26 protein-coding genes and 1 tRNA gene are annotated in these 23,165 nt (G+C 61.2%); 13 read left to right on the top strand and 14 right to left on the bottom strand.

What is annotated here, in order from left to right:
• Positions 1-18 precede the first annotated feature (18 nt).
• Both NLK60_RS05915 and NLK60_RS05910 read right to left on the bottom strand, forming a co-directional pair.
• Entirely contained in the window at positions 19-1,296 is a 1,278-nt protein-coding gene (locus NLK60_RS05915; RefSeq protein WP_254809962.1) for a S8 family peptidase, read from the bottom strand.
• Between the two features lie 135 nt (positions 1,297-1,431).
• Positions 1,432-1,725, bottom strand: coding sequence for a DUF8152 family protein (locus NLK60_RS05910; RefSeq protein WP_254809961.1), 294 nt, complete (start codon positions 1,723-1,725; stop codon positions 1,432-1,434).
• Positions 1,726-1,858: 133 nt separating this feature from the next.
• Between NLK60_RS05910 and NLK60_RS05905 the strand changes: the two genes are divergently transcribed.
• Positions 1,859-2,728: a UbiA family prenyltransferase gene (locus tag NLK60_RS05905; RefSeq protein WP_254809960.1), complete on the top strand. Its 870-nt coding sequence runs from the start codon at positions 1,859-1,861 to the stop codon at positions 2,726-2,728.
• A 9-nt stretch (positions 2,729-2,737) separates the two neighbouring features.
• Here NLK60_RS05905 and NLK60_RS05900 read toward each other — a convergent pair whose 3' ends face one another.
• The 3 genes from NLK60_RS05900 to cyaB form a co-directional block, all read right to left on the bottom strand.
• Positions 2,738-4,072: an MFS transporter gene (locus NLK60_RS05900; RefSeq protein WP_425499067.1), complete on the bottom strand. Its 1,335-nt coding sequence runs from the start codon at positions 4,070-4,072 to the stop codon at positions 2,738-2,740.
• A gap of 140 nt (positions 4,073-4,212) precedes the next feature.
• Positions 4,213-5,418, bottom strand: a complete 1,206-nt coding sequence (locus tag NLK60_RS05895) for a methionine adenosyltransferase (RefSeq protein ID WP_254809959.1) — start codon at positions 5,416-5,418, stop codon at positions 4,213-4,215.
• 101 nt (positions 5,419-5,519) lie between these two features.
• Positions 5,520-6,056 (bottom strand): class IV adenylate cyclase, encoded by a 537-nt coding sequence (gene cyaB / locus NLK60_RS05890; protein ID WP_254809958.1) that lies wholly within the window; start codon positions 6,054-6,056, stop codon positions 5,520-5,522.
• A gap of 118 nt (positions 6,057-6,174) precedes the next feature.
• Between cyaB and NLK60_RS05885 the strand changes: the two genes are divergently transcribed.
• Entirely contained in the window at positions 6,175-7,167 is a 993-nt protein-coding gene (locus NLK60_RS05885; protein ID WP_254809957.1) for an FKBP-type peptidyl-prolyl cis-trans isomerase, read from the top strand.
• A 243-nt stretch (positions 7,168-7,410) separates the two neighbouring features.
• Here NLK60_RS05885 and NLK60_RS05880 read toward each other — a convergent pair whose 3' ends face one another.
• The gene (locus tag NLK60_RS05880; RefSeq protein ID WP_254809956.1) at positions 7,411-8,265 is read right to left on the bottom strand and encodes an alpha/beta fold hydrolase; all 855 of its coding nucleotides are present in this window, start codon (positions 8,263-8,265) and stop codon (positions 7,411-7,413) included.
• 8 nt (positions 8,266-8,273) lie between these two features.
• The gene (locus tag NLK60_RS05875) at positions 8,274-8,900 is read right to left on the bottom strand and encodes an RAD55 family ATPase (RefSeq protein WP_254809955.1); all 627 of its coding nucleotides are present in this window, start codon (positions 8,898-8,900) and stop codon (positions 8,274-8,276) included.
• Positions 8,901-9,045: 145 nt separating this feature from the next.
• Between NLK60_RS05875 and sucC the strand changes: the two genes are divergently transcribed.
• Both sucC and sucD read left to right on the top strand, forming a co-directional pair.
• Positions 9,046-10,194 carry an ADP-forming succinate--CoA ligase subunit beta gene (gene sucC / locus NLK60_RS05870; protein ID WP_254809954.1) on the top strand — a complete coding sequence of 383 codons (1,149 nt, stop codon included), beginning with the start codon at positions 9,046-9,048 and terminating at the stop codon, positions 10,192-10,194.
• Positions 10,191-11,060 carry a succinate--CoA ligase subunit alpha gene (sucD, locus tag NLK60_RS05865; protein WP_254809953.1) on the top strand — a complete coding sequence of 290 codons (870 nt, stop codon included), beginning with the start codon at positions 10,191-10,193 and terminating at the stop codon, positions 11,058-11,060. The genes sucC and sucD overlap by 4 nt, the downstream gene beginning before the upstream one ends.
• Positions 11,061-11,202: 142 nt before the next feature.
• Here sucD and trxA read toward each other — a convergent pair whose 3' ends face one another.
• The 7 genes from trxA to NLK60_RS05830 all read right to left on the bottom strand — a co-directional run bounded on the left by trxA (position 11,203) and on the right by NLK60_RS05830 (position 17,145).
• Positions 11,203-11,634, bottom strand: coding sequence for a thioredoxin (trxA, locus tag NLK60_RS05860; RefSeq protein WP_254809952.1), 432 nt, complete (start codon positions 11,632-11,634; stop codon positions 11,203-11,205).
• 156 nt (positions 11,635-11,790) lie between these two features.
• On the bottom strand, positions 11,791-12,861 hold the full coding sequence (locus tag NLK60_RS05855; RefSeq protein ID WP_254809951.1) for a prolipoprotein diacylglyceryl transferase: 1,071 nt from the start codon (positions 12,859-12,861) through the stop codon (positions 11,791-11,793).
• A gap of 54 nt (positions 12,862-12,915) precedes the next feature.
• On the bottom strand, positions 12,916-13,875 hold the full coding sequence (rbsK, locus tag NLK60_RS05850; RefSeq protein WP_254809950.1) for a ribokinase: 960 nt from the start codon (positions 13,873-13,875) through the stop codon (positions 12,916-12,918).
• Entirely contained in the window at positions 13,865-14,545 is a 681-nt protein-coding gene (deoC, locus tag NLK60_RS05845; protein ID WP_254809949.1) for a deoxyribose-phosphate aldolase, read from the bottom strand. The genes rbsK and deoC overlap by 11 nt, the downstream gene beginning before the upstream one ends.
• 82 nt (positions 14,546-14,627) lie before the next feature.
• Positions 14,628-15,512, bottom strand: coding sequence for a phosphatase PAP2 family protein (locus tag NLK60_RS05840; protein ID WP_254809948.1), 885 nt, complete (start codon positions 15,510-15,512; stop codon positions 14,628-14,630).
• A gap of 431 nt (positions 15,513-15,943) precedes the next feature.
• Positions 15,944-16,828: an NAD-dependent epimerase/dehydratase family protein gene (locus tag NLK60_RS05835; RefSeq protein ID WP_254809947.1), complete on the bottom strand. Its 885-nt coding sequence runs from the start codon at positions 16,826-16,828 to the stop codon at positions 15,944-15,946.
• 246 nt (positions 16,829-17,074) lie between these two features.
• A tRNA-Gly gene (locus NLK60_RS05830) sits at positions 17,075-17,145 on the bottom strand.
• Between the two features lie 327 nt (positions 17,146-17,472).
• On the opposite strand from NLK60_RS05830, the gene NLK60_RS05825 reads away from it, so the two are divergent.
• Genes NLK60_RS05825 through rpmC form a run of 9 tightly spaced genes read left to right on the top strand, consistent with a single transcriptional unit; the run spans position 17,473 to position 23,163 of the window.
• Positions 17,473-18,345 carry an RNA methyltransferase gene (locus NLK60_RS05825; protein WP_254809946.1) on the top strand — a complete coding sequence of 291 codons (873 nt, stop codon included), beginning with the start codon at positions 17,473-17,475 and terminating at the stop codon, positions 18,343-18,345.
• 4 nt (positions 18,346-18,349) lie between these two features.
• Positions 18,350-19,369: a 50S ribosomal protein L3 gene (locus NLK60_RS05820; protein ID WP_254809945.1), complete on the top strand. Its 1,020-nt coding sequence runs from the start codon at positions 18,350-18,352 to the stop codon at positions 19,367-19,369.
• 3 nt (positions 19,370-19,372) lie between these two features.
• Positions 19,373-20,125 (top strand): 50S ribosomal protein L4, encoded by a 753-nt coding sequence (gene rpl4p / locus NLK60_RS05815; protein ID WP_254809944.1) that lies wholly within the window; start codon positions 19,373-19,375, stop codon positions 20,123-20,125.
• Entirely contained in the window at positions 20,122-20,376 is a 255-nt protein-coding gene (locus NLK60_RS05810) for a 50S ribosomal protein L23 (RefSeq protein WP_254809943.1), read from the top strand. The genes rpl4p and NLK60_RS05810 overlap by 4 nt, the downstream gene beginning before the upstream one ends.
• Before the next feature lie 2 nt (positions 20,377-20,378).
• Positions 20,379-21,101, top strand: a complete 723-nt coding sequence (locus NLK60_RS05805; RefSeq protein WP_254809942.1) for a 50S ribosomal protein L2 — start codon at positions 20,379-20,381, stop codon at positions 21,099-21,101.
• Entirely contained in the window at positions 21,098-21,523 is a 426-nt protein-coding gene (locus NLK60_RS05800) for a 30S ribosomal protein S19 (protein ID WP_254809941.1), read from the top strand. Before NLK60_RS05805 ends, NLK60_RS05800 begins: the two co-directional genes overlap by 4 nt.
• Before the next feature lie 7 nt (positions 21,524-21,530).
• Positions 21,531-22,010 carry a 50S ribosomal protein L22 gene (locus NLK60_RS05795; RefSeq protein WP_254809940.1) on the top strand — a complete coding sequence of 160 codons (480 nt, stop codon included), beginning with the start codon at positions 21,531-21,533 and terminating at the stop codon, positions 22,008-22,010.
• Positions 22,010-22,945 carry a 30S ribosomal protein S3 gene (locus NLK60_RS05790; RefSeq protein ID WP_254809939.1) on the top strand — a complete coding sequence of 312 codons (936 nt, stop codon included), beginning with the start codon at positions 22,010-22,012 and terminating at the stop codon, positions 22,943-22,945. The genes NLK60_RS05795 and NLK60_RS05790 overlap by 1 nt, the downstream gene beginning before the upstream one ends.
• Positions 22,945-23,163, top strand: a complete 219-nt coding sequence (rpmC, locus tag NLK60_RS05785) for a 50S ribosomal protein L29 (RefSeq protein ID WP_254809938.1) — start codon at positions 22,945-22,947, stop codon at positions 23,161-23,163. Before NLK60_RS05790 ends, rpmC begins: the two co-directional genes overlap by 1 nt.
• The last annotated feature ends 2 nt before the right edge of the window (positions 23,164-23,165 follow it).

Here is a 23,165-nt window from a genome sequence, read left to right as displayed (position 1 = left end):
AGTTGAGTATGACCGATTTCAGGACAGTCGTCGGACGGTCTCGAGTGCGTTCGTTCGTCCGGCACCGAACTCGTCGTCGCTTCTCCCGTTTGCTCCTTGCCCACCGTGGGCAATGGCGTTGGTCACCTGGCGGGCGTTTGTCGTTGGCTCGAGTTCGCGAACCAGTGCGACGAGTCCGGCGACCTGTGGGGCGGCCATCGAAGTGCCGGCTTTCCAGCCGTAGCCGCCGTCGTCCAGTGGAATCGTCGAGAAGACGAGATTCAGCGGGAACGGCCACTCGACCTCAGCCGGGTCTTCGCTGAGGGTTTTTGCTTCCGTTTCGTATCCGCCACCCGGTGCACCGACGGTGACCTCGTTCGTGCCGTAGTTCGAGTAGAACGCTCGCTCGTCGTTGGGTGCACTTGCGCTCACCGAGACGACGCCGGCGAGGCTGTTCGGGAGCGTGAACAGGCCGCCCTGTTGAAGGCTGGTATCCGAGTTGCCTGCCGAACCGACGAGTACCGTCCCTTCCTTCGTTACGCCGTTCGCGACGGATTCCATGAACCGTCGATACTGGGCTGCGTTCTCCTGTGGCGGTATGGGTGGCGTCCCGAGGCTCATGTTTGCCGCGTCGGCACCGACCGAAGCCGCGTACTCCATGCCGAGGAGGACGTCACCGAATGCTGCTCCCCCGTCGTCGTCGAAGATGCGAACGGAAAGGAGGGTCGCGTCAGGAGCGGTGCCGAGCATGCCGAGTGTACCGTTCCCGGCTACGGTCCCGGCCACGTGTGTGCCGTGGTCGCCCACATCGCCGGTGTGTTCACCGAAGTCGCCGTCGATAATCGAGACGCTCGCGTCGGTGTCGACCGTGAGATCCGGGTGGGTGTCGTCGATTCCGGTATCGATGACGGCGATTTGCCGACCAGTCCCGGTCGCATACTCGTGGGCCTCTTTTACCTCCTGTATCTGTTTATCCCAGAGATACTCGTCGTAGAAGTCGTCGTCCATCGCGACGTCGACATCCGCCGTCACTGCCGGGGACTCGAGTTCGAACTCGAAGTCGTACGCGGCGGTTTTGACGCCACGAACGGCCGCTATGTCCTCCGGTGTTCCGTCACCCGAGAGGAGAACGATGTCGCCACCGGCCAGTGAGGAGTGTACAGTGTAGCCTGCTCGCTCGAGTCGTTCTGTTCCTCGGTTTGTGACCCGTGCAATAAATCTGGTACTGCCGTTTGCCGCACTTGCGAGGCCCGAAAAGGCCAGCGTTGCACCCATCGCACCGATACCCTGTAAAACGGATCGTCGATTGTAACTCATGTGAATGTCTCCCATTTCGGGACAGTACGCTCTCCAATACAGTCGATGAAGTAGGTAGCGACGAGCGGCAATTCGTGTGAAACGACATCACCTTAATATAGGTGTGTGTTTCCCGAAACGTACCAGTGTCAAAACTCAATCTTCCTCGAGAATCGAGTGACACAAGACCAGTGCAGCCTCGAGGTGTTCGTCCGCCTTATCGTTTCCAGTTGTATCGGCTTCCTCGAGTAAGTGTTTGGCCTGACTAACTCGCTTTTTTGTAGTCGCTTCATCGAGCGGATTCATAGCCGCATCTCGGACGACGGCTTCTGCCTCGCCAAGCCAGCGGTTCGTTCGGTGGTCGATCGGCAATTCGGCCGTTGCTTCGAGTCGCTCGTGAAGCAGGGTGACGCGGTCCTCGAGTGCGGTGTCGGAATCGTCTTTGTCCATCGTAACGGCTATTCGTTCGCTATTCGCCTGGCCTTTTGGGTGGCCCAATCCGCTCGGTACGTGATGTGAGCGGTTCCTGGATGGGCTTGCCCTCGCCTTCACAATTATGTCACGTGAGAGCATAGTACGCTCCATGTCCCTCGTGAGAGACGCCAGTGGCTTCGAGGCGGCCGCTCGAGCCTACTGGTCGCAGGTGCATCCGGTGTTTATGTTGCCGCCGCTTGCAGCCTCACTATTCGGGGCTATTCTGGCTCGTGGGGCCGACCCAGGCGTCGCCACCATCCACGTCCTGGCGATGTTTGCGGCGGTCTACACGGCACACGTCAAGGACGGCTACATCGATTTCCACGTTCGGGGTGAAGACGACGATCATCCGCTCACTGTGGCTGGTTGTCGGCTCGGGCTCACTGCCTCGTCGGCTCTGTTCGCCGTTTGCTGTGTATTACTGTGGCTGGCTGTCGGCCCGATTGCGGTCGCACTCACCGTCCCTGCCTGGATAATCGCGTACTTTCACGCCCCGCAACTGGACATGCACCCGATTTCGGCCACGATGGGCTATCCAGCGGGCATCGCGCTGAGTATCCTGGGTGGCTACTACGTGCAAGCGACGTCACTGGCACCAGTCCCTATCGCGTTCGCCATCGTCTTTCTCGTATTACTCTCCGGTATCAAAGTCATCGACGACACCAAAGACTACGACTACGACCGCTCGATTCGAAAACGGACGGTCGCCGTGGTCGTCGGCCCCGCTCGAGCGTATACGCTCGCGTACGGGCTGATGGCGACTGGGATGGCGATTGTCGTCCTCATGGTCGCGCTGGGTTTCTTTCCACCAGGGGCGCTGCTCGCTATCGCGGCCTTCGGTCTCGTCGCCGCTATCGCTCGCCGTGGGGACGCTGCGCTCGCGACGATGTTACTCATACGTGGCTCGTACGTGTTCCTGGCCGTGCTCGTGGCGGCCGTGTGGTTCGAGCCGCTCGAGGCCCTGTTATCGCTCCTGTAACCTTCTCCATCACTCGAGGGCGTCGGCCACATCTGGACTCACGTGCCCGGTGTGGTAATAAACGCCGACAACCAACACGAGACCAGCTCCGAGTGCGATTGCTGCACTGACCGTGTACATAATCGGGAAGCCGATGATGCCGACCAGCGGCAACGAGACGAGGGGGCCGAGGCCCCCACCGACGTCACCGAGAACGTTGTTCGTCCCCATCGCTCGTCCCATACGGTCCTCGGGCGTCAGGTCTGCCAGCAGCGCCGTGAGGGGGCCACTGACCCCACCCTGGCCAGCACCGATGAGTGCACAGCCAACGACGACGGTCACGAAGGAACCCGCCAGCGCGAGCACGACGAACCCGAGACAGTTGATGAGCAGAAAGCCGACGAGGACGGGCACTCGAGCGCCGACGGAATCGCTCACGACACCACCCGATATCGTGAACACAGCGCCCATCAGGACGGTGATAGCCATCAACAATCCGGAGGTGCCCTGCTCGCCGTACTCGATGCCGTAACCGAACACTGCCGTCGAAATGGTGAGCGATGCGTCGCCGAGATACAGCACGAGGGTCGAAAACAGGACGCCCACGTAGGCGAAGTAGAGGCCGAAGTTGACCAGGCCCACAGTGATCGCCGGAATCGTAATCTCGAGGTCCCAGGGTTTGACCGAACTGTCGTGTCCCTCGACGTGGGTTTCCGGAACCACGAGATAGGCGATGACGCTCGCCAGGGCGGCGAATCCGGCGGCCAAGATGAACGCCGCCGAGTTGCTGTACAGTTCGCTGACGATCCCGCCGAGGACCAACCCAGCGGGGAACCCGAACGTAATACCCGCACGAACGACGCCCATGCTCGTCCCGCGGGAGTCTGCCTCGCTCACGTCTGCCGTGATCGTGTATGCCGTCGCGAACACGAGCGCACTGCCAAGCCCCCAGAGGATTCGCGCCACCATGAACCACACCTCCGGTGACGGCGAGACGAACCCGACGAGCGTCCCGAGGACGGTGTCCGGTCTCGAGGCGTAGATTGCCAACACGTAACCGAACGTGGCGACGCCTTCGATGGCCAGACCGACGACGAACGGCTTTCGCGTCCCAATCCGGTCGATGAGTACCCCTGCAGGCGCGTTTGCCACCAGCCGCGTCCACCGATTCGCGGATAAAATGAGGCCGACGACGAACGCCGAAATGCCGAGGACTTCCCCCAGGTTCGGCAGGATGGGAAAGACGACGCCACCGCCGAACCCGACGAAGAACGTACTCGCGACGACGGCGACAACGATGTTTCGGCTACTCGGCGAATCACTCGAATCGGACACGGGTATCAGTGCTGTTTCGTTTCGATACACTCGAGTTTCTCGAGTGAGGGTTTGATTCTTGCGAAGACGGCGAAGGGCGTGTCAGGTGCGACGACGTTTACTCGTCGCTGGTAGTGGCGCTGCTCTCGATCCTGTGGCGATCTGGAGCGTCAAACCCGAAAAACGAGGCGTTAGAACGTGTCGAGTTCGCCGTCGATCACGCGCTGGGTAATCTCGGTGACGTTCCCGAGGCCATCGTCGACGATTGCCTCGATGTCACCCCGGACGTCCTCGAGGGCGACGTCTTCTTCGAGCACGACGTGTACGTCAGCGACGTGGGGCTGATCGATTGGGCGACCGATCTGGCTCAGCAAACGGACGCGCAGGTCGCGGATTCCATCGACTTCGCCTACGACGTTCTCGGCGATGTCGGTCGAGAGCAGGTTGTAGATTTTACCGATGTGGTTGACCGGGTTTTTCCCGCTGGTGGCTTCCATCGACATCGATCGATTCGGCGTGATGAGGCCGTTGGCACGGTTGCCTCGACCAACGGAGCCATCGTCACCCTGTTCGGCCGAGGTGCCCGTGACGGTGAGGTAGATCGAACCGGATTCGACATCGTCGGCCGTATTGACGTAGACGGAAACGTCCCGGTCGGTGTACTCGTTGGCGACGTCGGCGACGAAGTCGCTGACGTCCTCGACGGTTGTGACGTAGTCGTCGATGTCGTCGATGTGTGCGTCGACCATCGCGGCAGCGACGGTCACGTCGATTTTGTCGCCTTCGCGTTTGCCCATGATTTTGACGTCGGTGCCGAGTGCTGGGTTCTCGGCAGCAAACTCCTCGTTGAGCCGTCGTTCCGCGTTGTAGACGATCTGTTCGGTTTCTGAGAGTGGAGCGTGACCAACGCCGAAACTCGTGTCGTTGGCCATCGGAACGTGCACCTCGTCTTCGCCGAAGACGTCTTGCAGGTCGCCGCTGCCCTCGCCAAGCTTCACGTCGACGACGATGTCCTCGCCGAAGACCAGTTGGGGCAGTTCGGACTCGAGGTATTCTCGCGCGGCTGAGAGGGCGATTCGTTCGGTTGGTATCGTCTGCCCCTCGTAGTGTTTGGTCGCCCGGCCGACGATGAGAAGATAGATCGGATCGACGACTTCGCCGCCGCCGAAAGCTGGTGCGGCTTCGCCGGCAACCAACTGTGTCTCGTCTGTATTGAAGTGGAGCACCTTGCCAACGCGTTCGAGGTACTCGCGGGCGAGCGCCCCAGCGACGCTTTCGGCAATGCCGTCACAGATCGAATCGGGATGGCCGATTCCCTTTCGTTCGACGATTTCGACCTCCTGGTCCTCGACTGCACGGCGGTCGATCGGTTCGACCCTGATGTTCCGTTCGCTCATTACTCTCCGTTCTGCCGGGTTGGTTCTATAACTTGCGAAAAGTTTGCCAGACAGAAAGATACCCTCGAGTTATACGCCGGCACTGGCGACCTCCGTACTGTCTACTCGAGCAACAGTTCCAGATACGAGGTTCGCAGTTGGGTTTCGGGGTCGAGGTCGAGGCGCTCGAGGACCCGTTTAGCCCCCATCCGGACGGATTCAATCTCCTCCATACTCTCGGTCTCTGCCTCGATTTCGACGTACTCACCAACGTCATCGACGGCATCCAGCGTGACAGTGTAGCCCTCAAGCGCGTAGCGTTCACGTTCTTTGTAAACGGTTGCAACCGGTTCGAACCCGAGTGCACACAACACGTCGTCCATCGTTTCCCCGTCCTCGACGCCGGTTTCGTGTTCCGCACGGGTTTTCGACTCGTTGTCGAGCAGCGGCCCCTTGTAGGTTACTCGGCTTTCAGCCGTCTCATCGGTCAGTTCACGGCGAATCCGAAGCGCTTCGTCGGTCTCCGAAAACGAACGGTGGGGCGCGTCGTAGTAGGTATCTTCCTGTGTGACTGTCCCCTGTTTCGTCGCCCCTTCCACCTCGAGCTGACGACGGACGGTCTCGAGGACGGCTTCGACTTTGAGTTCGACCTCGTACATGTGTGGTGGTTGGGTTGGGCTGGGTAAAGGGGTTCGTGGAACTGGTGGGGGCTCACTTTCAGCGCATCTCTCAGACAAAAACGTCGACCTTAAATGCAGACGGCGGGTCGTACCACATATGACTGAGGATCAAGAGGCCGAACTCGAATCCGAATCAGCGACCGATGACGTCGAGGAGGACGTCGAACAGGAAGAGTCCGAGGAGGAGCCAAGCGGGCTCCAGGCTGGCGAATTCGTCAAAATTGCCTACACCGCCCGGACGGTCGAGGGCGACCAGCTAGTCGACACGACCGACCCCGAGGTCGCCGAAGAGGAAGGCGTCGACACGGAGGAACGCGAATTCGGACCGCGAACCATCGTCCTCGGCGAAGGCCACATCTTCGATGACGTCGAAGACGCCGTTATCGGTGGCGAGGTCGGCGACGAGGGTGACGTAACCGTTCCCGCGGAAGACGCTTTCGGCGAGTACGACAACGACGCCGTCGAAACCATCAGTGCCGACAAAATCGACGAGGACGACCGCTACCCCGGTGCACACGTCCACATCGATGGCCGCCACGGCTACATCAGCACAATCGTCGGCGGTCGCGCACGCGTCGACTTCAATCACCCCCTCGCGGGTGAGGACGTCGAGTACAACTACGAAGTGCTCGAGGTCGTCGACGACCGCGCACAGCAGGCGGCCGGCCTGTTCGAGATGTACCTCGACGTCGAACCCGAACTTCACATCGAGACCGACGAGGTTGAAGAGGAGGTTCTCGTCGAATCTGAGGACGACGAAGCGGACGAGGATGCCGAACCCGAATACGAGACCGAAGTCGTCGAGAAAGAGACGCTGTACGTCGAATCGACGCCACAGCTGACGATGAACCAGCAGTGGATGTTCTCGAAACAGCAGATCGCTCAAGACGTCATCGACAAGGTCGGCGTCGACCGCGTCATCGTTCAGGAGGTCATCGACGGTATGGGCGGTATGGGTATGCCCGGTATGATGGGCGGCATGGGCGGTATGGGCGGCGGCGAAGCCGACCTCGAGGCCGCACTCGAGGATGCCGACGTCGACGCCGACGAAATCGTCGACGAACTCGAGGCAGAAGCCGACGACGAGTAGAAAGCCCGTCACCGTTTTCCGATCCGTTTTCGACCCGATAGCCTGTACCAGCGCTGTTTGTATAGTAGCAATTGAAACGATTTACACACCTATCGCGATGCAGTCTTGCGAGAGGGTGTGCATTGACTTTCAATAGCTACTATAGCTTACTGGCACAGTAGCTTCACTACCAGACCGTATCACGGATGTGTGACGGTCCGAACCACACCGTTCACAGTGACGACAGACCAACGCTGTTCGACGTTACGGTAGCGTGCCGACGAGCTTTTCGGCGTTGGTGTCGGCTCCTGTCGTTTCCTCACGGAGCCACTCGAGGAGCGTCTCGATGAGTTGTTCGCGTGCGAGTTCGTCACTGATAGTCGGGGAGGTATCGCCGCGCTGGTCGCCGTAGGCACCGAACTGGGCGTGATTCATCCCGTCTATTTCGACGACGATAGCGGCGTCCCCAAGGAGGTGACGGTTAGCTCGCTCGGTGTCCCGGTCGATGACGCCGTCAGCCGTCCCCTGTATCGAGAGGACCGCGAGGTTCGTGCCACGGAGGTCGTCACTCTCGTCACAGTACGACGCCAGGTGGACGACGCCGTCGATCCGCTGGTCGTTTCGGGCCGCGTAGCGACAGGCCATCGCCCCGCCCAGCGAGTGGCCGCCGACGTACCACTGATCGATTCCGTCGTGACGGTCCATGACGTCGTCTGCGGCGCTCGAGTCCAGAATAGCCAGGTTCAGCGGCATCTCGGGGATCATCACGACCACGTCCTCGTTTGCGACCACGGGTGCAAGCGTCCAGAGGTAGCTATCGGGATGGACGCGAGCGCCGGGATAGACGATCAACCCGACGGTCTCGTCGGTTATTTCGCCGCCCTGGAGGACGTACGTTCCGTCTTCGACCTCGAGGAAAACGTCGTCTCGGTCCTCGATCGCTGCGAGGCGATCACTGTCCCCTCGATAGGGGTTCTCGAGGTAGATCACGACGCCGACAGCGACGACGGCGAATACGACGAGCAGGGCCAGTAGAATCGCTTTCCAGCGCCGGCGAACCCGGCGGGCAACGGCTCGGACCCGATTTCGAAGCCGTTCCTGGCGCGAGGTATCGGTCACGTTCGTGTTCAGGCGATGTCCCGACTCGTGTCGATTTCGACTCGCTCGGAAAGTTGGAGTTTAATCGACTCGACGGGTGCCCCACCGCCCCGGAATTTCGGTATCGTGAGGTGGTTTTCGATCTCCGTCCCGCCGAGATCGGTCTGTAAGTCGAACACCGCGTCAGCGGCGTGTTCGGTCGTCGGACGGTTCGACGGCGGATTGGGTCGTTTGAGACAGTGGAGGACGGCGACGGAGCCGGTCTCGAGCATGTGTGTTTTCAGCCCGTTGAGAAACTCGAGATAGTCGTCCTGGTCGGATTCCTCGAGGACGTCCATCGTGTCGATAATGAGATTCGCACCGTCGGGTAAGGCACTGATGAGTCGGTTGGCTTCCTCGAGCGGGTCGCCCTCGTTGATGTGGCGGACCGTCGGGCTCCCGACGCGGGACATCGATGATTCGATGGCGTGTCGGACGACGTCGTCGGTTCGTTCGGTCGTTAGATACAGCGTGCCACGGGCGGCCGTCAGTTCGTACAGTAACAGTTCGGACTGGCTCGCCGGTTTGGCGGTGTAGGCAACCACACAGCCTGGCGGGAGCCCACCATCCAGTTTCCGGTCCAGCACGTCGATTCCCGTTTCCAACCGGCCAGCCATACGATCACCCGTATTTTCTCACAGTGACCGGATAACTCTTTGGCCCGATTGCAGTCGTTGTATTTCACCGTTGTCACGAACGCCGCTGCCTCGAGCGCAAACTCCCATGATTTAAGCAACACCGGAACCGTCCCTCGAGTGCGCAATGAAACTTCATGAGTACCAGGCGAAGCAGGTGTTCGCTGACGCCGGGATTCCGACGCCAGCGTCACAGCTCGCCTCGGATGTCGACGGCGTCGTGGCCGCGGCCGAGGAGATCGGGTATCCGGTCGCGATCAAAGCACAGGTCCAGGTCGGCGGTCGGGGGAAAGCCGGCGGGATCAAACTCGTCGACGACGAGGCGGAAGCCCGCGAGGCGGCAGACGCTATTCTCGGGATGGACCTCAAAGGCTACCACGTCGACCGCGTGCTGGTCGAGGAAGCCGTCGACTTCACGAACGAACTGTACGTCGGCGTGACGATGGACCGCGGCGCGGGCAAACCCGTCGCGATGGTGTCGACGAAAGGCGGTGTCGACATCGAGGCCGTCGCAGAGGAAACGCCGGAGGCCATCGCTTCCGAACACATCGATCCCGCGTTCGGGATGCACCCCTACCAGGCCCGCAAGGCCGTCTACGATGCGGGTGTCGACCGCGAACTCGCGCGTGACGTCTCGAGCGTCCTGACCACGCTGTATCAGCTCTGGGACGACCGCGACGGCGCGGACGCCGAGATCAACCCGCTGATGGTCACGAGCGACGACGAGGTCATCGCGGCCGACGCCGTGATGAACATCGACGAAGACGCCCTATTCCGCCAGCCGGAGCTCTCGGCAATGGAAGAGGAGGCCGCGTCGGGTGACGAACTCGAGCAAAAGGCAGACGAATACAGCTTCGACTACGTCCGTCTCGAGGGCAACGTCGGGATCATCGGCAACGGTGCCGGCCTCGTGATGACGACGCTCGATCTCGTCGATCACTACGGCGGCGAGCCAGCCAACTTCCTCGACGTCGGTGGTGGCGCGAAAGCCGCCCGTATCGCCAACGCGCTGGATATGGTGTTCTCCGATGAGAACGTCGACAGCGTCGTCTTCAACATCTTCGGCGGGATTACCCGTGGCGACGAGGTCGCGAAAGGGATCAACGAAGCCCTCGAGCAGTTCGACGAGATTCCGAAACCGGTCGTCGTTCGACTCGCCGGAACCAACTGGGAGGAAGGCATGGAGATTCTGAACGAAGACCTCGTGACGGTCGAACAGACCCTCGAGGATGCAGTCCAGCGTGCCGTCGAGTACGCTGATGAGGTGAACCAATGAGTGTACTAGTCGATGACGACACCCGCGTCGTGGTACAGGGAATTACTGGTGGCGAGGGCAAGTTCCACGCCGGCCAGATGATCGAGTACGGCACGAACGTCGTCGCCGGTGCGGTTCCCGGCAAAGGCGGCCAGGAAGTCCACGGCGTCCCCGTCTACGACACGGTTCACGAAGCCGTCGAGGAAGAAGACGCCGACGCCTCGGTCGTGTTCGTGCCACCTGCGTTCGCAGGTGATGCGATGTTCGAAGCGTTGGATACGGAACTCGACCTCGTCGTCGCGATTACCGAAGGCGTCCCGACCCAGGATATGGCTCGGGTCAACCGCCGACTGAGCGAGACCGATACCTACCTCATCGGACCGAACTGTCCCGGTCTGATCACGCCCGGTGAAGCCAAACTCGGCATTCTGCCGGGGAACATCTTTGCCTCGGGTGACGTTGGACTCGTCTCGCGCTCGGGAACGCTGACCTACCAGGTCGTCGACAACCTCACCAAACGCGGTATCGGCCAGACTACCGCCATCGGTATCGGCGGCGACCCGATTATCGGAACCAGCTTCATCGACGCCCTCGAGTTGTTCGAGAACGACCCGGACACGAAGGCCATCGCCATGTGTGGTGAGATCGGCGGCGAAGACGAGGAGGAGGCCGCAGCCTACATCGACGAGCACGTCGATACGCCCGTCGCCGGCTTCATCGCTGGCCGCACTGCACCCCCAGGAAAACGGATGGGTCACGCCGGGGCCATCGTTTCTGGCTCGGGTACCGGTACCGCTGAGAGCAAGATCAACGCCCTCAACGACGCGGGCGTTCCCGTCGGCGACACGCCCGAAGAGGTCGCTGACCACATCGAGAGCTTCCTGTAACTGGGAGAGTCGACTCGAAGCGTCTCCCTCTCGCTCGAGTGCGTTTTTTCTGCACTGTCAATGAGCTTCGGGTCTGCTCGAGTGGTGCCTGCCTCGAAGCTGCCGCCTCGTTCGGGTCAGGACGAATCACCGGGCTGCTGACCTATGCCGTGAGCAGCGACCGAAGCGTCGACTCCTGTTGCATTCCGACGAGTTGCTGTGCTGGCTCTCCGTTCTCGAACAGAATTAGCGTTGGAAGCCCCCGAACGCCGTACTGCTGGGCGAGTTGTGGGAGTGCCTCCGTATCGACTTTCGCAATCGTCCCCGGTGTCTCAGCGGCCAGTCGGTCCAGCACCGGCGCGAGCATCTGACACGGGCCACACCAGTCGGCGTAGAAATCGACCAGCACCCGCGAGTGGGTCTCGAGCACGTCACCGAAGTGGTCCGGGCCAGTGATCCCGATTGGCTCGTCCGGGCTTTCGGTCGCGCTTTCATCCCCGGAACCGACCGACTTGCCGCCGGTTCCCTCGACGCGGTCGCGTAGCTCCTGACGCTTTTGCTCTCGAATACGCTCGAGTTCTTCGTCTCCAGCCATATCGAATCGTTCGAAATCGACGGCAAAATCGCTTTCGCCCACACTCATGGTTCGTCTGGGACCATGCTCTCCTTCGAGGCTCGAGCGTCAGGTGACGAGTTTACTTACTATGAAAACAATATCGAATTGGTACAAAAAATAACGTGAAAGCAGCGATCAGAACGGAAGCTTCGACCGAATCCAGGCGAAAAAACCGCCTGATCCCTCGTCGTCTTCGGCAGGGACCATCTCGGTATCATCTTTTTCTACGTCTGAAAGCACGATTTCGCCGCCCGTTTCGTCCCCGTCCTCGAGTGTCTCCGGTGTCGCCGTGTCCTCCGCCGATTCCTCGAACCCAGTATCGTCGAGGCTCGCTTCGCTCTCGTCTGCAGCGTCATCTTTCGTGTCCGCAGCCGTTGTATGCTCTCGCTCGTCGACCGACGACTCGAGTGAATACTCACGCCGTCCTCCCAGGTCCTCTGCCGCCGACTCCGAATTTTGGGTCTCGGGTTCCGAAGTTGGGGTCCCGGGTTCCGAAGGTGGGGCCTTGGATTCTGCAGTCGAGGCCTCGGGTTCTGCGGGCGATACCTCGGATTCCTTCGGAGAAGTCCGCGTGGCCTCCGTCTCGAGGTCCTCGTTTCGAGGCTCCACCTCCTCGTCCTGGTCCGTGCGGTCTGTGACCTTTGGTGCACCTTCTCGGTCGGTCACTGTGTGGCCGTCTGTGGTTTCGCCTTCGGTTGGCTTCGTACCGGCTGGAGCGTGGCCGTCCGTACTAGCAGCCGACTCGGCTCCATCGGCGTCGTCGCCGCTCTCGGTCAGGCCTGGCATCGCGTCGGTCGACTCACTCGAATCCGTCGAGTCGCCGCTATCGACCCAGAGGAACTCCTCACCTTTCGTTCGGCCCGTCAGGAGAAGATTGTCGAGTGCGCCTTCGTCGACGAGGTCGTCGTCGATTTCTTCGTCCTCGACGACCGGTTCGTCTGCGCTCGCGATGATGTCTTCCGGACTTGCTTCCTCGAGGACGGACTCGGCTCCGTCGTTCGCTGATACTTCGTCGCGCAGTTGGTTGAATACGTCGGCAGCGGTTAGATCTTCGATTTCTTCGTCGTCTTTTGGATCGTCCTCCTGCCGATCGATCTGTTCCCCCTCGAGCGACTCGTCTTCGATGTCGCCGAACAATTCCTCCATGCTCGGCCCGGAATCGAAGCCCCCCTCGCCCGAATTTTTATCGATCGAACTATCGGTCATGCTTACTTCTTTAGGATTAGATTATCACACACCATTAAGTTTTGGAGTGTTAAATCATCGGTCTGGCCGTGGAATTCCTTCGAGGTCCTCCCGCGTGGGCAATCCCGGAATAACCTCTCGAGCGGTGACACAGTGGGCCCCGGTTCGACACCCAAACCGAGTTGCTGCGGTGACGTCGAGGCCAGCCGTCAGCGCCACCGCAAAACCGGCGTTGAACGCGTCCCCGGCACCTGTGGTATCGACCACGTCGACGACGGGCGCCGGAATGCGCTCGAGGTCGTCCTCGGTGATAATCAGGGCTCCGTCTTCGCCGACCGTCATGACCACGCAGCCGACACCCAACTCGAGCAGTTCGTGACCGACGGTTTCGTTCGGGACATCCGCGTCCGGTTCGTGACCAGCCAGCAGTCGCGCTTCGGTCACATTTGGCGTCAGGTAGTCGACCGACTCGAGGATTGTGGCCGGGAGTTCTCTGGCAGGGGCGGGATTTAGTACGGTCGGAACGCCCGCGTCCGAAGCGAGTTCGACGGCTCGTCCGACGGCCTCGTCACCAATCTCGAGTTGGCAAAGCACCACGTCGGCGTTCCGAATTTGTTCGTGGGCATCGGCAACGTGATCGGCATGGAGTTCGGCGTTCGCCCCCGGAGCGACCGCGATGGCGTTCTCTCCGTTTTCGTCGACGATGACGAACCCCGCCCCGGTTGCGACGTCGTCGATGCGCTCGACGGCTTCGACGTCGACGTCCTCTCGTGCCCAGAGGTCGAACGCTTCGTCGCCGTAGTGGTCGTCGCCTACACAGCCCACGAACGAGGCGTTCGCCCCGAGTCTGGCCACGCCGATAGCCTGATTCGACCCCTTTCCGCCGGGGCCTTCGGCGAAATCCGAGCCGAGAACGGTCTCGCCGGGAACTGGTATCTCGTCCACGTCGATCACGAAGCCGGCGTTGTAGCTCCCGACGACAGTCACTCGACCACCCGAGGAGACCACATCGTCTCCCTCCGCGTCAGTACTCACCCTCGCCCACCTCGCCGGTGACGATTTCGACACCGCTCGAGGCACCCAGCAACTCCGCCCCCGCCTCGAGCAGTTCGACGGCATCCTCGAACGTCTTGATACCGCCACTCGCTTTCACCTTCGTTTCCGGGGTCGCGTACTCGCTCAGGAACGACACGGTCTCGACGTCGGCTTTGCCGCCGGCACCCCAGCCACTCGAGTTTTTGATGTAATCGAACCCCGCGTCGACGGCCGCCTGCGTCAGAAATTCCCGGCGCTCGGGCGAGAGGGCCGCGAGTTCGAGCATGATCTTGACGGTCGCGTCACCGGCCGCGTCGACGATGGTCTCGAGTTCCTCTCGGACGGCCTGGTCGTTCCCGGACCTCACGAAACCGATATTCGGCATGACGTCGATTTCCTCCGCTCCGGCGGCGACTGCGTCTCGTATGGCGACCGCCTTCGTCAGCGGTCGGTCACCGCCCATCGGGAACCCGACAGCCGTACAGACGGTGACCTCCGAATCAGCGAGTCTCTCTGCGACGTGGGGTACCCAACACGGCTGGACCATCGCCCCATCGAACCCGTACTCGAGGCACTCGTCACAGAGTTCGTCGATGCGCTCTCGATCTGCCGTTGGCGTCACCTCAGTGTGCTGAATTCGCCCGGCAATATCGTCAGTGGTGTATGTCATATCAACCCATTATCTATCAACGTCTATTATGCTACCGACTTATCCTCTGTTTGGCAGTCGTGTACTCGGTTCCCTGCCGGTACTATCGACGCTCGAGGCGACGCCAGAACGGCAGCTTCGTTACCGTCGTCCGAACCCGTGGCTGGCACGGAACCCAGAACGCGAGTATCCCGAGTAAAAAACCCACGAGCAAGAGTTCGAGGATGACCGACGAGAACAGGGCGACAACGATAACGAACACGCCGCCTGCACCGAGCGTGTACTGTCTTGATGCCTGGGACTCGAGGTGAGAGCGCCCGTGCCAGACGAGCAACGCACCGAGTGAGACACCGAGTACGACGCTCCCGGTCGTGCTTTCGGTGAACGAAACGACGACCAGAGAGAGGACACCGGCGAGTCCGAAGGTGGCACCGACCGACGAAGGACTGCGGTTACGGACCGACAGTGCGACGCCGAGAAAGAGCACGCCGAAGAGGAAGCCGGCGACGACGTCTTCGATGTAATGAGCGCCGAGCACGACTCTCGAGAGGCCTACAGTGAAAATGACCGATCCAGCCACCGCAACTCGCGTTCGCCGGGTGGCAATCTTCGTATCGACCACCAGCAATCCCCAGAGGACGGTCGCCGCGAGCGTGTGCCCGCTCGGGAACGAAGTGGTTGCGATTTCAGCCGGGTGTGTGTAAATCGGCCTGACCAGGGCGGGAAAAGCCGCCGGATCGATCGGTGGGTCCACCGGGGGACGCTCGATATCGTTCAGATGCTTGAGTAGACTTCGAAACGCGTAACTCCCGAGGACGATACCGAGCCACGTTGCCGCCCGCTCTCGAGCACTCACCCAGTAGATAGTCAGCAAAACCGGCACCTGGTAGAACGTGCTCCCCAGAAACGAAAGCACCGTCAGCAAAACTACGAGCCAGAGCGGAGCAATATCCCGCACGGCTTCGACAGTAGATGGATCAAAGAGCATCGTTTCCGGCACTGTGTGATGAATCATAATCAAGTCATTGGTTTGAACTTATTGAATTTCCGTTCACTTGGACGGGAGTTGTGTCCTCACGTTTCATCGATGGCTGTCACGCGTGGGCACCCTTGGTAACCAGCATGCGAACGACTGATGTGTGTCCTCGAGCGTGGCACCTTTGATGTCCTCGAGCGAGAGACCATCGGTGTCTTCGAGTGCACGTTCCGCCCTGTGCGTTCGACTCCGCCGTTCACACGCCAACTCTGTTTTCGGGGAAGAAAACCCACACCGGGTGTTTTCTCACGGTGAAAACACCGCTATTCGTCACTGAATATACAGGTCCCGAGCAGTCATGACGCTTTCGGCGTTGTCGAGAGACGACAAGAGGACGACGCCTGCTGGGCCACGCATCTATAGTAGCCAGTCACTGGCCGTAGTCACAGAAAGGACGGCCCGTCGACGGTCGCCGTCTCGGCGTCACGCCAATCGTGTGCCGGTTCCCAGCCAAACGTCGCTCGAGCCTTCGCCGTCGAAAAAGCGGATTCCTCCCCAGTCAGGTCACAGTCCGCTGGTAAGTCACCGAAGACGGCTTCGATCGTCTCTGCAGTCTCCCGGCCAAGATAGTTCGTTTCCGCGACGGCGAGATACGCTTCGTGTCCCTCAGTTTCGGCCTCGAGCGCCCGCTCGATCAGGGAGACGACGTCCCGAACGTCGATGTACGACCAGAAATTCCCGGACTTCTCGGCGGTGGCCGGATCGAACGATTCCCGAACGCTCGTCAGATCGTAGTCGCCCGGATAGTTCACCCACGAGGGACGAATCGAGGTGACCGAAATTCCGTCACGACGGACGACCATCTCCGCCAACTCCTCACCGACGAGTTTCGAGGTTCCGTACGGGTCCTCCGGTCGTTTGGGATGGGCCTCGTCGATGGGGAAATAGTCCGGTAGCCACACGTCTTCGGCGAAGGGCGTCCCGTAAATGCTCTCGCTCGAGGTCCAGACGATATCCGCATCCACAGTGCCCGCCGCGACGAACGTGTTGTACGTACACTCGACGTTGTTGGTGAAGGTTTCAGTGCCGGGGACGATTCCCATCTTTGGAATCGACGCACAGTGGACGATCGTGTCCGGGTCGACCGTCTGTATCAGCTCCCAGGCCTGTCCCTGGTCAGTCAGGTCGGCCGCGTAGAAGTGGGCGTTTTCTCGAGTTTTCGGTGGCCGCTCGAGGTCGACACCGACCACGTCGTGGCCCAATTCGGCGAGTCGGTCGACGACCCAGCTACCGATCCCGCCTGTTGCTCCGGTGACGAGTACATTCATGGATGCGGGTTGGTGCGTCTCGAGTTAAGTGGTGTGATCAGTTGCCGTTCCCCGTCAATCAGCACGGTTGGAGGTCGATGTAGTGCAGCACACTTGTACTGCCTGGGATTTGAACCACGGTCGGACGTACTCGCTCGCTTCGCTCACTGCGTGCGACCTCCCTGATTCAAATCCAGAGCGACTTCACGGCTCACGGATGCCGAGCACACGCTACGCGGTGCTCGTCGAAGTTGTTCGCCGTAGAAGTGCGCTGGCTGGGATTTGAACCCAGGTTGTGACCATGGCAAGGTCACGTGATACCACTACACTACCAGCGCCCTGTTGCAATTAACAGTACTCCGCGAGGGATGTATAAGCGTTGCGAATCGGGACGCCTGCGACACACGACAGCATACGCCCGTCACTCGATTTCCTCGAGCAACGAATACACCGACCTCGAGGCCATACACTCCCTGAACCGGCAACTATTGGCAGTCACCACCTATCACTACACGGGGCACTCTCCCTCGAGCGACTGTGTGTGCGAGTACCAACGTTTTGAGCCCTGTGAACGCCTCACAGCCCGGATTCTAATCCGGCACCCTTTTAAGACCATGTCGGTAACAAAGCGCTACAGTCTAGTGACGAGGCGCCGAAGTGGCGGTATGACCACAAGCGTACTCGTGCCGTCGTCACTCAGCCGGGAAGCCGAGGACAAACGCGAGGCAACTCGCAAACTCGGATACGTCGCTCGCGCGGCAACCATCTTCCGTGCTGATCGCCTCATCGTCTACCCAGATCGGGACGGCGAAACGGGGCAATTTGACGGCGGGTTCGTCGAAACCGTGTTACGGTACGCCGCGACGCCCCCATACCTCCGAAAGGAGGCCTGGGGCAAGCGGGACGAACTGGAGGCCGTGGGCGTCTTACCGCCGCTCCGCACTCCGTCACAGACCGGCTCCGAATCGAACGGTTCGGGGTCGTCAAGACAAGGAATCGTGACCGAGGTCGGACCTGAAGGGCGCGTCCGGGTCAATTGCGGCTTGCAACACCCGATCTCCCTCAACGTGCCGCCATCGATGGCGGTACAGGAGGGAGAGCGCGTGACCGTCAGGATCTCTTCGCGACGACCGGTCCGTGCGAAGCTCGTCGACGAATCCCCACCGGGATTTGCCGTCGAACGCACGGACCTCTCGGCAGCACTCGGCCGTGAGGACGCTGGCGTTCGCATCGCTGCGTCCCGCTACGGTGAACCGCTCACCGTCGGGACACTGGGAACGCTAGCCGGGCGCATCGAACGGGACGGTATGACCGTCGCCTTCGGCGCACCCGAACGAGGGTTGCCGGACATCCTGGGCATCGATCAAACGGCCGTCGAGGCCGCATACAGTGGCCAGGACGACGCAAACGTCGAACCCAACGATCTGGAAACGGGGTTCGACCTCTGGCTCAATACGGTTCCGCATCAGGGCAGCGACGTCGTGCGAACGGAAGAGGCTCTGTTCGCCACGCTCGCGCCCCTCTCACTGAGAACGTGATAGAATGCCACAACCAAACGCACCACGCAAAGGCTCACTCGGATTCGGTCCACGACAGCGGGCGACCAGCGAGGTCCCACGCTTTAACTCGTGGCCGGATGACGACGGACAGCCATCGCTCCAGGGCTTCGCGGGCTACAAGGCCGGCATGACCCACGTGGTAATGGTCGACGACACCGCAAACTCGCCGACCGAGGGAATGGAAGAGACCGTTCCCGTCACCATCGTGGAGACGCCGCCAATGCGCGCCGTCGCCCTGCGTGCGTACGAGAACACACCGTATGGACAGCAACCGATTACCGAGGTCTGGACGACCGAGTTCATCGACGAACTCGACCGCGTCCTCGACGTCCCCGGAGACGACTACGACGCCGATGCCGCCGAAGACGAACTTCGTGGGGCACTCGAGGAAGGTCGTGTGGATGACGTTCGCGTCATCACCCACACCGTCCCCGGCAGCGTCCCCTCGGTCCCCAAGAAGAAACCCGACGTGATGGAAACGCGTGTTGGCGGCGGCTCCGTCAACGACCGCGTCGATTTCGCGCTCGAACTCGTCCACGAGGGCGGGGAGCACGAGATGAACGACGTCTTCCGCGCCGGCGAGTACGTCGACGCGAGCGGCGTCACGAAAGGGAAAGGAACGCAAGGTCCCGTCAAGCGATGGGGCGTCCAGAAGCGCAAGGGCAAACACGCCCGGCAGGGATGGCGCCGCCGCATCGGGAACCTCGGTCCGTGGAATCCAAGCCGCGTTCGCTCGACCGTGCCACAGCAGGGTCAGACCGGCTACCACCAGCGGACTGAACTGAACAAACGCCTCGTCGATATCGGCGACGGCGACGACGCGTCTGTCGACGGCGGCTTCGTCAACTACGGCGAAGTCGACGGCCCACACGCGTTGATCAAGGGCTCGCTCCCCGGGCCGAACAAGCGCCTCCTGCGCTTCCGCCCGGCGATCCGACCCGGAGACCAGCCGCGTCTCGATCCCGAGGTGCGCTACGTCTCCACCGCATCCAACCAGGGATAAACTATGCAGGCAACAGTACGAGACCTGGACGGCGCAGACGCGGGGGAGATCGACCTCCCGGCGGTGTTCGAGACGAACTACCGCCCGGACCTGATCGCTCGCGCGGTTCGCGTCGCACAGGCAAACCGAAAACAGGCCTACGGTGCCGACGAGTTCGCCGGGATGCGGACTCCCGCCGAATCGTTCGGCAGCGGCCGCGGGATGGCTCACGTCCCCCGACAGAACGGACGCGCTCGACGCGTTCCACAGGCTGTCAAAGGACGCAAAGCCCACCCGCCGAAGGCCGAGAAAGACCAGGGCGAATCGATCAACAAGAAAGAGCGACAGCTCGCCACCCGAAGCGCCATCGCCGCGACGACCGACGCAGACGTCGTCACAGAGCGTGGCCACGTCTTCGACGAGGAGACCGAACTTCCGCTGGTCGTCAGCGACGAGTTCGAAGACCTCGTCAAGACCAAGGAGGTCGTCTCCTTCCTCGAGGCAGTCGGTGTCGACGGCGACATCGAACGCGCCGACGAGGGGCGAAACGTTCGCTCCGGCCAGGGCAAACTCCGTGGCCGAAAATACCAGTCTCCGAAGTCGATCCTCTTCGTGACCTCGAGCGAGACCGGTCCGTCGCGCGCTGCCCGCAACCTCGCGGGTGCCGACGTGGCGACCGCCGCCGAGGTCAACGCGGAGGATCTGGCACCGGGTACGCAGGCCGGTCGACTGACCGTCTGGACCGAGAGCGCCGTCGAGGAGGTGGCTGACCGATGAGCAGTCTCATCGAGTTCCCCCTCGTGACGGAGAAGGCCATGAACGACATGGACTTCGAGAACAAGCTCCAGTTCCTGGTCAACGTCGACGCCAGCAAACCCGAAATTCGGGACGAAGTCGAAGACCGCTTCGACGTCACAGTCGACAAGGTTAACACACAGATCACGATGCAGGGCAAAAAGAAAGCGACGGTGACCCTGAGCGACGACGACGATGCTCAGGAAGTCGCCTCCCGAATTGGGGTGTTCTAACCATGGGACGACGAATCTTCGGCCAACGACGTGGCCGCGGTGCACCAACGTTCCGTGCCCCATCACACCGCTACAAAGCCAAACTCGAGCACAAACGTGCGGACGATTCCGACGTCGTGTCGGGAACGGTCGTCGGCATCGAGCATGATCCGGCTCGATCGGCACCGATCGCCGCCGTGGAGTTCGAAGATGGCGACCAGCGACTCATCCTCGTTCCCGAGGGCGTCGCTGTCGGTGAGGAGATCCAGGTCGGCGTCAGCGCCGAGATCAAACCCGGAAACACGCTTCCGCTCGCTGAGATTCCGGAAGGGGTCCCGGTGTGCAACGTCGAGGCCAAGCCGGGCGACGGCGGCCGATTCGCTCGTGCCTCCGGTGTCAACGCGGACCTGATCACGCACGACCGCAAGGCTGCGGTCGTTCAACTGCCAAGTGGCGAAGTCAAACGCCTCGACCCACAGTGTCGGGCGACCGTCGGCGTCGTTGCCGGCGGCGGCCGAACCGAGAAGCCGTTCGTCAAGGCAGGAAAGAAACACCACAAAATGCGCGCCCGCGGGATCAAGTGGCCGCGCGTTCGCGGGGTTGCCATGAACGCCGTCGACCACCCATTCGGTGGTGGCGGTCGCCAGCACCCCGGACGTCCGAAATCCGTCTCCAAGAACGCACCACCGGGACGGAAAGTCGGTGACATCGCCTCCCGGCGCACCGGTCGAGGTGGAAACAAATGAGTCAGGAGTACCGAACCGGCCGTGAGGGTGAGGAGTTCACCTACCGCGGTCACACGCTCGAGGAGCTTCAGGATCTGGAGCTCGAGGAAGTCGCTGAACTGCTGCCGGCACGCCAGCGACGAAGTATCGTGCGCGGGTTTTCAGTCGAGCAAGAGAAGTTGCTCGAGAAAGCTCGCGAGAAAGACGAACAGGAGACGGCCAACTCCCCGATCCGGACGCATCTGCGCAACATGCCGGTGCTCCCGGAGTTCGTTGGCCTGACGTTCGCTGTCTACAACGGACAGAACTTCGAACGCGTTCGCGTCGAACCCGAAATGATCGGCCACTACCTCGGTGAGTTCCAGCTCACCCGAACGTCGGTCTCACACGGACAGGCCGGTATCGGTGCGACGCGATCGTCGAAGTTCGTCCCACTGAAGTGATCATCGTATGGGAATCAACTACTCAGTCGACGCCGACCCGGACACGACCGCGAAAGCGATGCTTCGGGAGCGTCACATGAGCAACAAGCACAGCAAAGAGATCGCCCGCGAGATCAAGGGTCGAACGGTCGACGACGCCGCCGACTATCTCGAGGCAGTGATCGCCGGGGAGCGTTCGGTTCCGTTCCGTTCGCACAACTCTGGCGTCGGCCACCGATCGGATATCGATGGCTGGGACGCCGGTCGATACCCCGAAAAAGCAAGCGAGGCGTTCCTCGAGTTGCTCGAGAACGTTTCGGCCAACGCCGACCACCAGGGCTTCGACGGTGGGTCGATGGAAATCGTCCACTGTGCAGCCCACAAAGTCGGCGAATCCGTCGGTCGCAAACCGCGAGCGATGGGACGTGCCTCCGCCTGGAACACGCCGCAGGTCGACGTCGAGATCGTCGTCGCCGAGGCGGACACCGAAGAGGAGGGTGACGACTAATGGCAGACGAACATCAATTCATCGAAAACGGTCTGCAGCGGTCTCAGATTGACGAGTTCTTCGAGGAAGAACTCGGCCGTGCAGGCTACGGTGGTATGGACGTCGCCAAGACGCCGATGGGAACGCAGATCGTCCTCAAGGCCGAAAAGCCCGGGATGGTCATCGGCAAAGGCGGTGAGAACATTCGGAAGGTCACGACGGCACTCGAGGAGAAGTTCAATCTCGAGGACCCGCAGATCGACGTGCAGGAAGTCGAGGAACCGGACCTCAACGCCCGCATCGTCGCCGACCGACTGGCCAACGCACTCGAGCGTGGCTGGTACTTCCGAAAAGCCGGTCACACGACGATCGACCGGATCATGGACGCCGGCGCACTCGGTGCCGAAATCGTCCTTGCCGGGAAGGTCACCGGCGCACGCTCGCGCGTGGAGAAGTTCAACCGTGGTTACATCAAACACAACGGCGAGCCTGCCGAAGAGGTCGTCGACAGTGGCCAGGGCGTCGCAGTGATGAAACTTGGCACCATCGGTGTCAACGTCAAAATCATCCCACCGGGAGCCGAGCTCCCCGACGACTTCCGCATTCGCGACGATGTAGACCTCGAGGAAGTCGTTCCCGAGGCAATCGAGGCTAACGAGGCCGAAGGCGTCGAGGAACTGCTCGAGGGTGAGCCAGAGCCCGAAGCTGAGGACCTCGAGGCTGACGAAGCAGTCGACGCCGACGAAGCCGTCGATATCGACGAGGATGTCGTCGAAGAAGTCATCGAAGAGGAAGTCGTCGACGAAACCGAAACTGACGCCGGCGAGGCCGAAACCGCCGTCGACAGCGAGGAAGACATCGAAGCGGAACTCGACGAACTCGACGAGGAGATCGAAGCCGAAGCTGAAGATCTCGTCGCCGAAATGGAAGACGACTCTGAGGAGGATGAGGAATAATGGCGATCTTGCACGTTGACGAAATCCGCGACATGACGCCTGCTGAACGGCAGGCAGAACTCGAGGATCTCGAGACGGAACTGCTGAACGCCAACGCTGTCCTCGCCGCCGGTGGTGCCCCGGAGAATCCGGGCGAAATCGGCGAACTCAAGCGGACGATCGCGCGGGTCAAGACGATCCAGCGAGAAGAAGGCGATCTCGACGAAGACGAGGAATAACG

This window comes from Natronosalvus amylolyticus, assembly GCF_024298845.1.
Taxonomy (GTDB): Archaea; Halobacteriota; Halobacteria; order Halobacteriales; family Natrialbaceae; genus Natronosalvus; species Natronosalvus amylolyticus.
The sequence above is the reverse complement of the archived record's forward strand: the minus strand, read 5'-3'. Positions and strand labels throughout refer to the sequence as shown.